The sequence below is a fragment of the Pseudomonas sp. ACN8 genome (genome assembly GCF_002303925.1).
Lineage (GTDB): Bacteria > Pseudomonadota > Gammaproteobacteria > Pseudomonadales > Pseudomonadaceae > Aquipseudomonas.
Genome location: NZ_MRCS01000006.1, coordinates 19,476 through 34,171, shown reverse-complemented (window position 1 = coordinate 34,171; position 14,696 = coordinate 19,476). Strand labels below are relative to the sequence as shown.

The window sequence follows — 14,696 nt, the reverse complement described above, 5'->3', positions numbered from 1 at the left end:
ATCAGTGAGCCTTGCGCGGAGTGATGTAACTGCTGATGAACGCAGGGTTATTGGCCATGATCCGGGTGTAGACCTCGATGCCGAAGTCGACCCAGTCACGCATCAGTTCGCAGTAGTGATAGGTCGGGTGGGTCGGGTCGCCGTAGCGGGCGTAGCTCTCGTGGTAGCAGCCGCCGGAACACAGGTTACGGATCTGGCAGTCTTCGCAGCCAGTGTTGGTGCGATCCAGGCGCTGGGACAGGAAGTCGTTCAACTCCACCTGTTTCACACCGCTGTGGACGTTGCCGAAGGTCGGCAGGCTCGAACCGGTAAAGCGGTGGCACAGGTTCAGTTCGCCCTTGTGATCCACTGCCAGCATCTTCAGGCCCGCGCCGCATGGCAGGGCTTTCTTGTGGCCTTCGTGGATGTCGGTGATGAGCTGGTGCAGGTTGGAGAAACCGATGTTGCGGTGCTCCAGTGCCGCTTCCAGGTAACGACGACCGAGGGCCTTCATGTTGGCGAACACCTGCACCAGTTCGTCACTGGTGAGGTTGAAGCTGCTGATGTCGCCGGAGGTCACAGGGGCAAAGCCGACTTCGGCAAAACCCAGTTCGTTGAACAGGTGATCCCAGATGGTTTCGACGTCGGTCACGCCGGTAGTCAGGGTCACCCGGGCGCCAACGGGACGGCTGTTGTAGCGCGACAGCAGCATCTCGGCCTTGCGTCGCACCACATCATAAGTGCCCTGCCCGCCCACGGTGATGCGGTTGCGGTCGTGCACGGTTTTCGGCCCGTCGATACTCACTGACAGTCCGAAACGGTGGGCATTGAGGTAGTCCACGGTTTCTTCAGTGAGCAGCGTGGCGTTAGTGGTCATGACGAATTCGACGAACTTGCCCGCCTCGCGAAAACGCTTCTCACAGTAGTCGACCATGTACTCGATCAGCTTGCGGTTGCTCAGCGGTTCGCCGCCGAAGAACACCACGGTGAAACGCTCTTCGTCCGGGGATTCGCGCAGCAGCATTTCCACCGAGGCGATCGCCGTTTCAACGTCCATCTTCTTGCCCGCCGACGGCTTGTCGAGGTCTTCCTTGTAGCAATACGTGCAGCTCAGGTTGCAGCCGGTGTTGACATTGAGCACCACGGTATTGATCGCCGTGCGCTCGACGCGCTTGGTGGCGATGTCCGGGGTCAGTGGCGAGCCGTCGCTGACCAGCTCCAGGGCCATCAGCTCGCGCAGGGTCTCGGTGATTTCCTCGCCATTGAAACGCGCGGCGAGGCGCTGGATCAGGTCGTCCGAAGAACAACCGGGCCCGCGCAAGGTATCGATGATGGTACCCGTCAGTTCATCGCTGGCGAACAGCGAACTGCTGGGGATGTGAAACAGCATGCGGTCGGCATCGACCTGCACTTCGTGCAGGTTACGTTCGACCAGATTCAAGATAGTGCCCATTGCCAACCTCCTGTGCAGGCCCCGCTTGGCGGGGCTTGCGGTCATTCCGAAAAGTGTCTGAATCGTTGAACGCCAGGCACATCAAGGAATGGGTGGATTGTTCCAGCGTTGCACGGTCACGATCATGTGGCCTTCGCCGGTCAGGGATTTCCCTGCGTCGTCGACGGCGGCGATGACCTTGAGGTTGCCGGCATTGTTGGTGGACATCTTGCGTGCAGGGTTCGGCCCGGCATCGCCCGGGGTGAACACGCCGGTGTCGGCCTGCATGGTGCCGGCGAACTTGACGTCTTCGTCTTCCCTGGCGCGGTCGTCGAAGGCTTCGACTTTCCACTGCGCCGGGAACACACCGATGCGATATGGCTTGCCGTCAGCGCCCTTGCCCCAGGCTTCCGCGTCGAAACGGCCCTGGACTTTCGGCGTCGAACCACCGCCCTCGCCGATCCGCGCCACCGAGAATTCCGGCACCACCTTGACCGAGGCGATCTTGCTGTACACCGACAGGCTCGGGCCTTTCAGCGTACCGACGGTGACGGCGCGCACGCCCGGTTGAGCATTGGCTGCCGCCTTGAGTTTGACTTTGATCCGCTCAGGGCTCTGCTCGATCACGTCGAGCACTTCCACGCCTTTACCAAAGTCCGGCTTGCCAGTCAGGCCACTGCCGATCAGGGTCACTTCGCTTTCGCTGCCGGCCTTCAGGTAACCCGGCTGCACTGCCAGCAAACGCTGGGAACCCTGTTTGGCGGCGACGAAGTCCAGACCGCGCTCGTCGTGCTCGGCCTCGAACATCCGGCCCTGCATCGCATTGCCCTGGGCGGCGAACACCTGGCGCATGGTCACGCCATCGATGGTCACGTTGCCGCGCCATTCGTAGCCGGTGTAGAGAATCGCACTGCCGTCGCCATTGAACGGGCTGCCGTCGGCGTACTGGCCTTTGACGCTGACCTTGAAGATGTCGCTGCCATCGGCACTCACGGTCATGACACCGGCCAGCTCACCCTTGCCCGGCAGGTGGCCGCTGAAGCTCCAGTCGCCCACCAGGGCCTCGGCTTTCGGCGCCGCGCTCTGCCATTTTTTCCAGGCCGGGTTGTCCAGCGGATAACGCTTGGCCAGCAGCGGCACCATCTCCTTGCGGGCCATATCGAACCAGTCGCGGTCCCGGGACAGCGCCTGGTATTCCAGCGACGGCCATTGGCCGAGGTGGAAGTTCACCAGGCGCTCCCACTCCTGGGCCGGACGCCGTTGCAGGGCGACCCGCGCACCGGAGTGGCAACGGCCGCACATCTGGTGGGTTGGGTCGTCGAACTGCTCGACGGTATTGAGCCGGCGCTCCAGCGCATAGCGCACGCCGTCGGTTTCGCTCGGCGCCAGGCCCTGGGTGTCGGCCAGGTACTTGACCAGCGTGCGACGGTCGTCATCGCTGATCTGCAAACCGTGCATGGTCTGCATGCGGGCGATGCTCATCAACCAGCCTTCCGGCGTTTTGCGCTGGTGGCTGATGCGGCTGAGGGCATTATCGGCTTCGGGGGTGTGACAACCCTGACAGGTTTCCTTGAGGATGGTCTGGGCGTCGCGGGCTGCCAGGCTATGAGGCGAATGCAGCGCTATACAAGCGGCTACGGCCAGCAGGCTGGCGCTCATGCCCGATCGGAGTTTTCTCTTCATCAACGTCGAACCTCGCACGGTGCGTTCTTATTGTTGTGGCTTATCGTTTTTATGGTTTCTGCCGTCGGCTTTGATCCGCTGACGGAGGCAAGAGAAACGTCTGAGATGAGCAATACACGGAGCGTGCCAGCTTATGAATAATTCTATGAATCAATGACTTGCCGATAGAGGCCGGTGTTTTGCCAATCGTGTCGTCGGTGTTCCACGTTTAATTTCGCGACAACTGTTTCACCCTGAGACAAGCATAGCTTTCTGTAGGAGCGAGCCCGCTCGCGATGGTCGTTAACGATTACGCGTGCTTACCGGCTAAACGCAGTGCTCTTTAGTCCATCGCGAGCAGGCTCGCTCCTACAGGGTATTGTGTTCGGGACGTCTCACGTCGTCGCAAATTGCGACGTTTATCGATCTCACGGTCACCCGGAAAATATCTGTCGCCCCACAGGATCGGGCCTTTTGGCCGAAAAAACATAACTGGCACAGCCATTGCGAAAGCCCGGTTCTCACGAACAACAAGAGGCCTCGCCAATGTCGCTCCCAAACCTGCTTCCCGCCACTTCGGCATTCATCCAGCGTGCCCCGCGCATGCTCATCGGCGGTGACTGGGTCGAGGCCGCCGACGGCCAGACCATGCCCCTGCACAACCCGGCCACTGGAGAAGAGCTGTGCGTGGTGCCACGGGCAACGCCGGAGGATGTCGACCGCGCGGTGCTCGCCGCCCGCCAGGCGTTCGACGATTCGGCCTGGACCCGCACCCGCCCCCGGGAGCGGCAGAACCTGCTGTGGAAACTCGCCGACCTGATGCAGCGCGACGCCGAGCTGCTGGCGCAACTGGAATGCCTGAACAACGGTAAAAGCGCGGCGGTCGCCCAAGTGATGGACGTGCAACTGTCCATCGATTTCCTGCGCTACATGGCCGGTTGGGCGACCAAGATCGAAGGTTCTACGGTTGACGTGTCGGCACCGCTGATGCCCAACGACCAGTTCCACAGTTTCATCCGACGCGAAGCGGTGGGCGTGGTCGGCGCCATCGTTGCCTGGAACTTCCCGCTGTTGCTGGCCTGCTGGAAACTCGGTCCGGCCCTGGCCACCGGTTGCACGGTGGTGCTCAAACCCGCCGACGAAACCCCGCTGACCGCACTGAAACTCGCCGAACTGGTGCTGGAGGCCGGTTATCCCGAAGGCGTGTTCAACGTGGTCACCGGTACCGGCATCACCGCCGGCTCGGCCCTGACCCACAACCCGCGGGTGGACAAGCTGACCTTCACCGGCTCCACCGCCGTGGGCAAGCAGATCGGCAAGATCGCCATGGATTCCATGACCCGGGTCACCCTGGAGCTGGGCGGCAAATCGCCGACCATCGTCATGGCTGACGCCGACCTGAAAACCGCCGCAGTGGGGGCCGCCAGCGCGATTTTCTTCAACCAGGGCCAGGTCTGCTGCGCAGGCTCGCGGTTGTATGTACAGCGCAAGCACTTCGACAATGTGGTGGCGGACATCAGCGACATCGCCAACGCCATGAAACTGGGCAACGGTCTGGACCCGAGCGTCGACATGGGACCCTTGATCTCGGCGCGCCAGCAAGAGCGCGTCTACGGCTACATCGAAAAGGGCCGGGAAAGCGGCGCGACCATCGCCTGCGGCGGTGAACAGTTCGGCCCGGGGTTCTTCGTCAAGCCGACGGTGATTGTCGATGTCGATCAGAAGCATTCACTGGTGCAGGAAGAAATTTTCGGGCCGGTGCTGGTGGCGATTCCGTTCGATGATGAGACCGATGCGCTGCGCATGGCCAATGACAGTCCGTATGGATTGGGCGCGAGTATCTGGTCCAATGACCTGGCGGCGGTACACCGGATGATTCCGCGCATCAAGTCAGGCTCGGTGTGGGTCAACTGCCACAGCGCCCTGGACCCGGCGCTGCCGTTCGGCGGCTACAAGATGTCCGGGGTCGGGCGTGAGATGGGGTATGCGGCGATCGAGCATTACACTGAGTTGAAGTCGGTGTTGATCAAACTCTGATTCGGCGGCCTCATCGCGTGCAGGCTCGCTCCTACAGTGGTTTTGTGTTGAATACAAATCCCCTGTAGGAGCGAGCCTGCTCGCGATGAGGCCCGCCCCGGCAACCCAGAACTCAGGGTTTGAATCCCTGAGCCAATAACCAACTCCTGACCATTCTTCCCTGTTCAGTGGTTAAGCCGGCCAACACCTGCTCAGCCGGTTCACTGCGCAACCGCCGCACCAACGCCGCCACCTCAACCCCCTGCACATGCCAGATCCCCAGCGGCTGATCCGCCGTGATCACCACCTCGGCCTCATCGACCAGCCCATCACGCAACACCGGTGCCCGCTCGATCCTCAGCGCATTGAAATCCGCCTCGGCATGGGCCACCTCGGCGTCCGGCCAGTTCCGTCGTGCCTGCCAGAACGGCTGATCCGGCCAGCGTTGTTCATCGGCATAAAAATCCCGGCCGATCCGCGCAAACCGCAAAAACAATTGCGCCACCCGTTGCTGGTGAAAACGCTGGGCCAAAGCCGCCCGTTCGGGTTTGCACAGCAGCGTGTTGATCACCGCCGGCGCCTGCAACGCCGAAGACAAGGACTGAAAGATGCCGTTGCCCGACAACGGGTCCACCGCCATGGCCGCATCGCCGACCCGAATCCAGTTTTCGCCACACACCTGCGGGCTCAGAATCGCCGTACTGCTGCGGGCGTGCAGCTGTAGATCACCTTGCGCTTCACCAGCAAAAAATTCGGCGGCCAGCTTCGAACCCTGGCGGCGCTGTCGGCAGTAATCGAGCAATTGCGCCTTGCCCGGCAACCCGGCGCTGGTCACGTCCACCGTCCATTGCCAGTAACACTGGCCGTCGGCGCGCCGCGCCATCCATGCCCAGCCGTCCTCAAGGCTTTCCACGGCGCTGGCGGTGTCGCCAGGCGCACCTTGCCAGCGATTGAGCAAGCTGACCGTCTCGGGCCCACGCAAGCCTTTGCCGATAGCGGGTGCCTGACGTCCGCGGGCTTCCACCAGAAACGGAGTGAACAACGGTCCGCGGCCGTCGATTTCAATTCGATGACCATTGGCCGATGACTGAACCGTCAGCACCCGGCCTTCGATCAGCTCGACCCCCGCCAGACGCAAATCCTCACGCAGGCCTCGGTCAAAAACCGGACGGTCGAGCAAGTATTCGATGTTCTGCGCGTGGTGCTGGCCGTTCCAGCTCACCTGGCGCTGAGAAGGCAGCGCCGCCTCCGTCAACGCCTGATGCAGGCCCGCGCTGCGCAAGGCCTCCAGAACCCGCACCGACACCCCTTCGAGCGCGGCAAACCGGCGCCATTCGCTGATCAGCGTGACGCCATGGCCCTGCCGCCGTAGCCCCAGTGCGACGGCGGCACCGGCCGGTCCGGCGCCAAGAACGACGATGTCGGTCATGGCCCGAATCGCCGTTCAGGGCCACGATAACGGGCATGCTCGCGTAACCACTCGATGACTTGCTCATTGCTGGCACCGGGCTGTTCGGCGAGGAACCCGGCGATGTGCCCGCTCAAGGCGGCACATCCGAGGCTCGCCCCGGATTGCCCCGGGTAGGTACCGTGCACACAGGCGGCGAAATCTGCCTGGGCGCTGTTGAGCCACGACCATTCCTGCTCGGCGCACCGCGCATCGCCGGTCACCCGCAACACCTGCGGATAGTTCGCCGGAAACACCCCTTCCCCCTGGGCCGGACTCGACGCACACAGCAGCACGCCCCGCGCCACCGCCGCCGCGCAGGCCGCGCGCAGCAGGCTGCGATCCTGGCGCAGGCCAAGGCTCAGATTGATCAGTCGCACGTTCTGCGTCAGCAGCCAGTCGATCGCCGTAGCGATCTGCAAGGCGCTGGTGACACCCCGCTGGTCGAACACCTGGGCCACGCAAAACAGCGCCGAAGGTGCACGCCGGCCGACCGCCTCGATCACCGCGCTGCCATGCCCCAGCGGGTCGTCGCGCAAGTCGCCCTCGGCCAGGCCGTCTTCAAGTAATGAAAAGCGCCGACCCGCGATCACCTGCACCCGTTGTGCTGCCGAGTGGCCGCTGTCCACCACACCCATGCGCAACTCAGGTTTCATGCAGCACCGCTTTGGAAGTCAGCACGCCGTCGAGCAGTTCGAAGCGCAAATCGGCATCGGCCAGGGTTGAAGGGCGATGGCTGATCAGGATGCGCGTACGCCCGGCGAACAAGCGGTCGATGGCGTCGATGACTTCGCGCTCGGTGGCTTCATCCACCGCAGAAGTGGCTTCATCGAGCACCAGAATCAATGGGTCCTGCAACAGCGCCCGGGCAATCGCGATGCGTTGCTTCTGCCCGCCGGACAACTGCTGGCCCCGCTCGCCCAATGGGCTGTCGAGGCCTTCGGGCAACAACTCGATCAGGCTGTCGAGTTGCGCCAGCCGCGCCACTTCGCCAATCGCCTCGCGGCTGGCGTCCGGCACCGCGTAGGCCAGGTTGTCGGCGAGGCTGCCGCGAAACAGCACGATGTCCTGGCTGACGATGGCGATGCGTCGACGCAGCTGGAACAGATCCAGTTCACGCAGATCGACATCGCCCAGCAGTACCCGGCCCGACTGCGGATCGTGATGACGTTGCAGCAGGTCGATCAGGGTGGATTTACCCACGCCCGAGCCGCCGCTGAGAGCCACTTTCATACCGTAGGGGATCCGCGCCTCGATGCCGCGCAGGGTCGATTGGCGGCCGGGATGGGCGAAGTGCACGTTGTCGAACCAGAGATCGCCGCCATTGGGCATCGGACGTGGCGTGACGGGCGTCAGTACGGTCGGTTGTTCGCCGCGCAACTCCATGACCCGGCCGAGGCTGACGGTCATCCGCTGGATCGCGACGTAGAGCCCGAGCAAACTCTGCACCGGCCCCACGGCCATCCCCAGGTAAGTGGAAAACGCAATCAGCGCGCCGAGCTGCCAGGTGCCCTGCACCACCCAGTAACCGCCGATCAAAAATGCGCAGCCCCGGGACAGCGAGGTCAGCGTGCCGGGCACGGCCTGGGTGAAAAACTCGGTGACCTGCAGGCGCAGCAACTGGCTCATGTAGCCCTGCCCCAGCGTCTCGAGGCGCCGCGCTTCGCGCTGTTGCTGGCCAGCGGACTGGATGAATTTCATCACCGGCAATGTTTCTACCATGAACGACGACATGTCCGCCGAACGCTCGCGCAACTGCCGCACATCGCGCTCGACCTTACGCCGCATCCAGCGCAGCCAGAGGACATCGAGGGGAATCAGCACCAGGGCCAGCAGCGAGAGTTTCCATGACAGCGTCAACAGCATCGCGATGGCAACCACCAGGCCGATCACGCTCGACACGGCCGAGAACAGCGAGTCCACGGCAAACCGCTGGATTTCCGCGACGTCGCCATCAAGGCGCGACATCAGGTCGCCGATGCGCCGCTGGCCGTAAAAGCCCGGCGACAGGGTTTGCAAATGCCGGTACAAGTCATCGCGCAGGGCAAACAGCATGCGCCCGGACAGTCGCGTGTGCAGGTAGCGGTTGATCCCCGAGAGCGCCGTGCCCAGTAACCCGGCCACGATCATCAGACCGGCGATCAACACCAGCATCGGGAAGTTGCGCGCCAACAGGCCATCGTCGATCAGCAGTTTGGTCAGCCACGGCTGCACCAGTACCAGCGCCGAGGCGCAGACCGACAGGCCCAGCAGCCCGGCAATCGCCAGTCGATGCGGTCGCACAAAGCCGTACAGCCAGCGCAGTGACGCTTGCAGGGCCTCGGGGTTCTGGCTGTCGATCAGCCGAACGATAAAACGCTGCATCACGAACGCAACTGTTTGAGCTTGCGATACAGGGTCGCGCGGCTGATGCCCAGAGCGTCAGCGGCGGCCGAGACATTGCCCTGATGCGTGTCCAGGGACTGACGGATCAGCTCCAGTTCGTTTTCCCGGATGCTGCCGGCCTGGGGCCGTTCGCTGGCGGTCAACTCGTCGAGCATGCTGTCGGGCAAGTGATCGAGAGTCAGCACGGTGTCACCCGGTTCGCGCATGGCCAGCGCGGTGCGCAGGACCATCTCCAGTTGGCGGATGTTGCCGGGCCAGTGATAGCCACTGAGCAAGCGATCGAAATCGTCGTGCAGGACCACGGTGGGGGCGCCCAGTATCGTCAGCATGCGACTCACCAGCGCGCCGAAATCTTCGCGTTCGCGCAGGGCCGGGAGCATCACACTGATGCCATTGACCCGGTAGAACAGGTCCTCGCGAAAGTGTTTTTCCTCCACCAGACGCTTGAGGTCGCGGTGGGTGGCGCAGATCAGCGCGACGTCGATGTCCTGCTCTTCGCCAGCGCCCAGGGGCGCGACCTTGCGATCCTGCAACACCCGCAAGAGTCGGGCCTGCAAGGCCAGTGGCATGTCGCCGATTTCATCGAGGAACAGGGTGCCGCCATGGGCCTGCTGCAAGCGCCCGACCATGCCGCCCCGGCGTGAACCGGTGAATGCACCCTCGCGGTAGCCGAACAGTTCGGACTCGATCAGGCCTTCGGGAATGGCCGCGCAGTTCACCGCCACGAAGGGTTTGTCGCAGCGGCTTCCGGCCATGTGCAGGGCGCGGGCGATGACCTCCTTACCGGTGCCTGTTTCACCCAGCAGCAAGACCGGCAACTCATTGGCCAGGCCTTGACGGGCCATGCGCAAGGCACGGGCGTAGCGCGTATTGCTGCCGGCCAGCGCTTCCAGATCCGGTTGCGCCTTGGCCGGTTTCGCTGCTGTGCGCGGTGGGCTGCTGACGTTGATCGAGCGTTGCGGCGCGCGCAGGGTCTTGTAGAAGAATTCACCCTTGGCGGTTTGCAGGCTGCCGGCCCCGCCCTGATGCAGACGCGCCAACAACTGCAGGCCGTCGACGCCGAGAAACTCTTCGCAGCGTCGACCGACCAGGGCCGAGCGCTCGGCGTGGAGCAACTGGCAGGCCTGGGCGCTGACCGCCAGGATCTGTCCGCCAAGACTCACGGCCAGCAGGCCTTGCCACGGGGATTCCAGGTATTGCCTGCGGCTGTGGAAGGCCAGGACGATTTCGTCCGGATAGCTGGCGTTGAACACCCGGCTTTCGATCTGGCTGACGGCCATGGCCAGCAGCGCGGTGCTGTCGTGGGCGCGGCCGAGGGGACCTTCGCGGGTCAGGTCGAGGACGCCAAGAATGTCCCCCTGGGGGCAATGGATCGGCACCGACGTGCAGGAAAAATCACTGAGGCGATCCAGATAATGTTCGCCGCAATCGATCAGGGTCGGCCGGGCTTCCACCAGTGCCGTGCCGAGGGCGTTGGTGCCGCGAACCGCTTCGCTCCAGCACGCACCGAGGGTGATGTCCTGCAGACCACTACCCTTGAGGCGGTCGGCGCGACCTTCGACGGCGAGGATGGTGGCGTCGGAGTTGGCGAGGATGATCAGCCCTTCCTTGCCCTGACGCTCGGCCAGGTAATCGATGGCCGGCAGCGCGGCGTCGATCAGCAAGCGATTGCTGGCCAGCAACACGTCGAGGCTGGCACTCGACTCCAGCGCCAGCTCATGCTTGGCATTGAAATGCACGCCATGGCTCAGGCTGCGCCGCCACGAGGCATCGATTTCCGCTCGCAGGACGCCATCCGGCACTTCACCTTCCAGGTGCAGCTTCTCCCGGGCCAGCCGGGCTTCGCGATGCAGTTTGGGGGAGTTTGTTTTTATTGGCGTCATCAAGCGCTCCGGGTCATCAGCCCTGCGCCTTGATACGTCGGCGCCCTGGAGCAATCTTTACGTTAACGTCAGGGCTATGGCAAGTGCCGTAGGGCGCTTGTGTTCCGTCAGGTGGACCGTGTCATCGTTCTTCGCGAGCAGGCTAGCTCCCACAGGTTCAGCGTCGCCCACAAATCTACGACTCAACTCAGTCACTGTGGGCGGAGTATTCACCTGTGAACTTCGACAAGCCGAGGACTAAATGCAAAAACTGAAAATGCGGCGTCCAAAAATCTCTGGCAAAAAAAATGGCCGTCCCAAGGACAGCCAGGAAAACAGGTGTTGATTCGAAGCTGGAGCTAGCGATTGCGCGCGAGTCATCGTACTGGCATTTCGATTGCAATTTTATGTTCAGCGCACGGATCAACCGGCTCTTTCCAAAGCGGAAAACAGGCTGACGAATTCCAATGAAAGCTTATGGCGTGGCGCCAGATGGATCATGGGCACCGACGCTTCATGGGACTCACGCATTTTGACCGTGCTACTCAAATAATCCGGCAACACGGGCAAGCCTTCGGCCAACAACTCGTCGATCAGCGTCTGGTGCACGCTGGCACGCGCCACAAACTGGTTGATCACCACACCTTCCACGATCAACGACTCATGATGGTCAGCCTGCAACTCGGCCACTTGCGCGATGACGTTATAAAGCGCCTGACGGGAAAAGCTGTCGCAATCAAATGGAATCAGTACGCGGTCGGCGGCGATCAGTGCGCTGAAGGTATAGAAATTCAGGGACGGCGGCGTATCGATATAAATGCGCTCGTAATCCTCGGAAAGCTCCACCAACAAGCGGCGCAGCTTATTGATCTTGAATTTTGACTCAAGCTTTGACTGCAGGTCGGCAAGCTCCCGGCTGGCCGTGACCAGATGCAGATTGTCGTAGCGAGTATCAGTGATGGCCACCCGATTCTTTTTGCTGGCCGGGCCGCTGGATAAGGTTTGCTTGAAGAAATCGGCAATCCCCATGGGGATATCATCGCCTGTCAGCCCTGTCAGGTATTGAGTCGAGTTAGCCTGAGGATCGAGATCCACGAGCAGCGTCCTGTAGCCTTCGGCAGCACTGACAGCCGCGAGATTGCAGGCGATGCTTGATTTGCCAACGCCTCCTTTTTGATTGAACACAACTCGACGCATGTGGGAGGTAACCTGAAAAAAGATCTCCCTCGATCATAGGATTGAAACATTTCAGCAATATTTCTACGCGACAATTTTGTTTCATTTTTAAGACAGCAACTGCCATACCCTGACTGCGTCATCCGAGATGCAGTTAACGATAGGCGTGTCTGTACTTATGGCATTACAAGGAGGTCGACAATGCAATGTTCAGTGGATGAAATACGCCACCAGATCCTGGATGCACAACCCGTGTTGAAGCGACTCGATATCGAGATGGAAGGGATTCAGTTTGATCCGCTGGTACCTTCAAGCGTCACTGCTGCCTACGCCAAGGTGGATCGGGTGATTGAGCATCTGTTGGCCCGGTTCAAGGCAAACCCCATTCTTGGGCCGTTAACGACAGAGCTTAAGTCCCAATATCTTGATGGCATTCGAGCGAAGGTAGCGCATGCCAGGAATGACAAGTAGCCTGGAACTTCGTCGGCCCGGTGTCGCTTGGGACTCTTCAAAATGATGCCGTAACAATGGCATCTCTCGCTAATAGCCAACGCAGACACGTTCTCGCCCTTAAAATCCCTCTTGGCCAGCACTATAAATAGCAAGCTATTTGTTAATGAAAGTCTGAAGTATTCATTTGAACTTTCAGATTCTTTCAGTGCCCGGCCTGTGCCTAACATCGACTCCACAGCGAACCAGGCTCTTGGCGGCCTGGCGCCGTCGAAGTGCTTTTGCAGCAGGCCCTGGGATTTTTGAGGATCACCGATGAAGCTGGAAATTTTCCGCACGCTGTGGGGCTATACCGCCACCAAGGCTCAGGCGCTCGAGGAGTTGCTGCACGCGGGCTTCGATGGCATGGAAGCACGCCTGCCACTGGACACCCGTGAACGGGCCGAGTTTGGCGCTTTTCTGCAGGCCAATCGCCTGGGCTATATCAGCACGGTCTTCACCGCGTACGACGTGCTGCCGGACCAGTCGGCAACGCCTGCCGCTCACCTTGATGACCTCGACCAGAAACTCGCCTGGGCTGCCGAACTCGGTCCACGCTTCGTCAACGTGCTGGCGGGCAATGACCGCTGGTCCTTGCCACAGCAAGTGGAGTTTTTTGGCCTGGCGCTGGATCTGGCGCGCAAGCACGGCCAGGTCTGCAGCTTTGAAACCCACCGCTCACGTTCGCTGTTCAACCCCTGGGTGACCCTGGAGTTGATCCGGCAACTGCCCGAGCTGTTGTTCACCAGTGACATCAGCCATTGGGTCGTGACCTGCGAGCGCCTGTTGAATGACCCGGCCGATGACCTGAGCGCTTTCATCGAGCGGGTTCACCATATCCAGGCCCGGGTCGGTTATGACCAGGGACCGCAGGTTCCGCACCCGGCGGCTCCGGAATATGCAAGGGAACTGGCCTTCCATCAACAGCACTGGGAAAGCATCTGGCGCTCGCAGCAAACCCGCGGTTACCAGGTCAGCACCCTGACCCCGGAATTCGGCGCCGACGGCTACCTGCATCACTTGCCCTTCACCAATGTCCCGGTCGCCGACCTGTGGTCATTGAACGTGTGGATGGGCCAGACCGAGCGTGAACACTTCGACCGTTTCAGCCATTCAAGCCATCCTTAGGGAGCCGATGCGTCATGCCTGACAACAAAAACAACAGCGCAAGCACTGACACACACAAAGCCAACTTCAATAGCATCCCGGTGGTCAACATCGCCGGTCTGTTCAGCTTTGAACTGGAACACCGCCTGGCCGTCGCCGAACAATTGGGGCGCGCCGCCAGCGAGGTCGGGTTCCTCTACATCACCGATCACGGTATCGACCCGCAACTGATCGCCAACCTGCGCAAGGCTGCCAAGGACTTTTTCGACCAGCCCCTGGACGCCAAGATGCGCCACTACATTGGCACCTCGCAAACCCACAAGGGCTTTGTGCCCGAAGGCGAGGAGGTCTACTCCAAGGGCAAGCCGGACCACAAGGAAGCCTTCGACGTCGGCTTCGAAGTCCCGGCCGATGACCCGCTGGTGCTGGCCAACACCCCGTTGCTGGGGCCCAACGACTGGCCGCAGCTGCAAGGTTTCAAGGCCTCGGTGCAGGCCTACTATGAAGCCATCTTCGCCTTGGGCCGGCGCCTGTTCGGCGGCTTCGCCCTGACCCTGGGCCTGGAAGAAAACTATTTCGACAGCCTGGTGACCCGTCCGCCGTCCAAGCTGCGTCTGATCCACTATCCCTTCGACGGTGCAGCCCATGACGCACCGGGTCTTGGCGCCCATACTGACTACGAGTGCTTCACCATCCTTTTGGCCGACAAACCGGGCCTAGAGGTTATGAACGATCGTGGCCAATGGATCGATGCACCACCGATGGCCGATGCCTTTGTCGTCAACATCGGCGACATGCTGGAAGTGATGACGGCAGGCGCTTTCGTTGCCACCGCGCACCGGGTACGCAGCGTGAAGGAGGAGCGTTACTCCTTCCCACTGTTTTATGCCTGCGACTACCACACCCAGATCAAGCCGCTGCCCGGGTTCGCCCAGGCAGGCAACGACTACGAAGAAATCACCATCGGCGAACACATGTATGGCCAGGCGTTGCAGACCTATCAGTATCTGCGCCAGAGGGTGGCCAACGGGGACGTTCAACTGCCAGGCAAGGCACGCAAGCCCGCCAGTTTCGGACATTTGAAAAATCAGGCTCAACCGTCCTGATTGAAGTTTTCAGCTAAACCCCTACCTGCGCCGGA

11 protein-coding genes are annotated in these 14,696 nt (G+C 61.5%); 4 read left to right on the top strand and 7 right to left on the bottom strand.

Annotated features, from left to right (window positions below; translation table 11 throughout):
- Position 1 precedes the first annotated feature (1 nt).
- Both peaB and peaA read right to left on the bottom strand, forming a co-directional pair.
- Positions 2-1,432 (bottom strand): quinohemoprotein amine dehydrogenase maturation protein, encoded by a 1,431-nt coding sequence (peaB, locus tag BSF44_RS04860; protein WP_095942515.1) that lies wholly within the window; start codon positions 1,430-1,432, stop codon positions 2-4.
- 81 nt (positions 1,433-1,513) lie between these two features.
- Positions 1,514-3,094, bottom strand: coding sequence for a quinohemoprotein amine dehydrogenase subunit alpha (peaA, locus tag BSF44_RS04855; protein ID WP_095942514.1), 1,581 nt, complete (start codon positions 3,092-3,094; stop codon positions 1,514-1,516).
- Positions 3,095-3,619: 525 nt separating this feature from the next.
- Between peaA and BSF44_RS04850 the strand changes: the two genes are divergently transcribed.
- Positions 3,620-5,110, top strand: coding sequence for an aldehyde dehydrogenase (locus BSF44_RS04850; protein WP_095942513.1), 1,491 nt, complete (start codon positions 3,620-3,622; stop codon positions 5,108-5,110).
- Positions 5,111-5,222: 112 nt separating this feature from the next.
- On the opposite strand, the gene BSF44_RS04845 is transcribed toward BSF44_RS04850, so the two are convergent.
- The 5 genes from BSF44_RS04845 to BSF44_RS04820 form a co-directional block, all read right to left on the bottom strand.
- Positions 5,223-6,518: an NAD(P)/FAD-dependent oxidoreductase gene (locus BSF44_RS04845; protein ID WP_095942512.1), complete on the bottom strand. Its 1,296-nt coding sequence runs from the start codon at positions 6,516-6,518 to the stop codon at positions 5,223-5,225.
- Positions 6,515-7,192 carry a S8 family serine peptidase gene (locus BSF44_RS04840; RefSeq protein ID WP_095942511.1) on the bottom strand — a complete coding sequence of 226 codons (678 nt, stop codon included), beginning with the start codon at positions 7,190-7,192 and terminating at the stop codon, positions 6,515-6,517. The genes BSF44_RS04845 and BSF44_RS04840 overlap by 4 nt, the downstream gene beginning before the upstream one ends.
- Complete coding sequence (locus BSF44_RS04835; protein ID WP_095942510.1) at positions 7,182-8,900, bottom strand: ABC transporter ATP-binding protein; 1,719 nt, start codon at positions 8,898-8,900, stop codon at positions 7,182-7,184. Before BSF44_RS04835 ends, BSF44_RS04840 begins: the two co-directional genes overlap by 11 nt.
- The gene (locus tag BSF44_RS04830; RefSeq protein ID WP_095942509.1) at positions 8,900-10,804 is read right to left on the bottom strand and encodes a sigma-54-dependent Fis family transcriptional regulator; all 1,905 of its coding nucleotides are present in this window, start codon (positions 10,802-10,804) and stop codon (positions 8,900-8,902) included. The genes BSF44_RS04835 and BSF44_RS04830 overlap by 1 nt, the downstream gene beginning before the upstream one ends.
- Positions 10,805-11,206: 402 nt before the next feature.
- Positions 11,207-11,980: a ParA family protein gene (locus BSF44_RS04820; protein ID WP_095942507.1), complete on the bottom strand. Its 774-nt coding sequence runs from the start codon at positions 11,978-11,980 to the stop codon at positions 11,207-11,209.
- A 180-nt stretch (positions 11,981-12,160) separates the two neighbouring features.
- On the opposite strand from BSF44_RS04820, the gene BSF44_RS04815 reads away from it, so the two are divergent.
- The 3 genes from BSF44_RS04815 to BSF44_RS04805 all read left to right on the top strand — a co-directional run bounded on the left by BSF44_RS04815 (position 12,161) and on the right by BSF44_RS04805 (position 14,661).
- Positions 12,161-12,430 (top strand): hypothetical protein, encoded by a 270-nt coding sequence (locus BSF44_RS04815; RefSeq protein ID WP_095942506.1) that lies wholly within the window; start codon positions 12,161-12,163, stop codon positions 12,428-12,430.
- Positions 12,431-12,724: 294 nt separating this feature from the next.
- Positions 12,725-13,576 (top strand): sugar phosphate isomerase/epimerase, encoded by an 852-nt coding sequence (locus tag BSF44_RS04810; RefSeq protein WP_095942505.1) that lies wholly within the window; start codon positions 12,725-12,727, stop codon positions 13,574-13,576.
- Between the two features lie 14 nt (positions 13,577-13,590).
- Positions 13,591-14,661 (top strand): isopenicillin N synthase family oxygenase, encoded by a 1,071-nt coding sequence (locus BSF44_RS04805; protein ID WP_095942504.1) that lies wholly within the window; start codon positions 13,591-13,593, stop codon positions 14,659-14,661.
- The last annotated feature ends 35 nt before the right edge of the window (positions 14,662-14,696 follow it).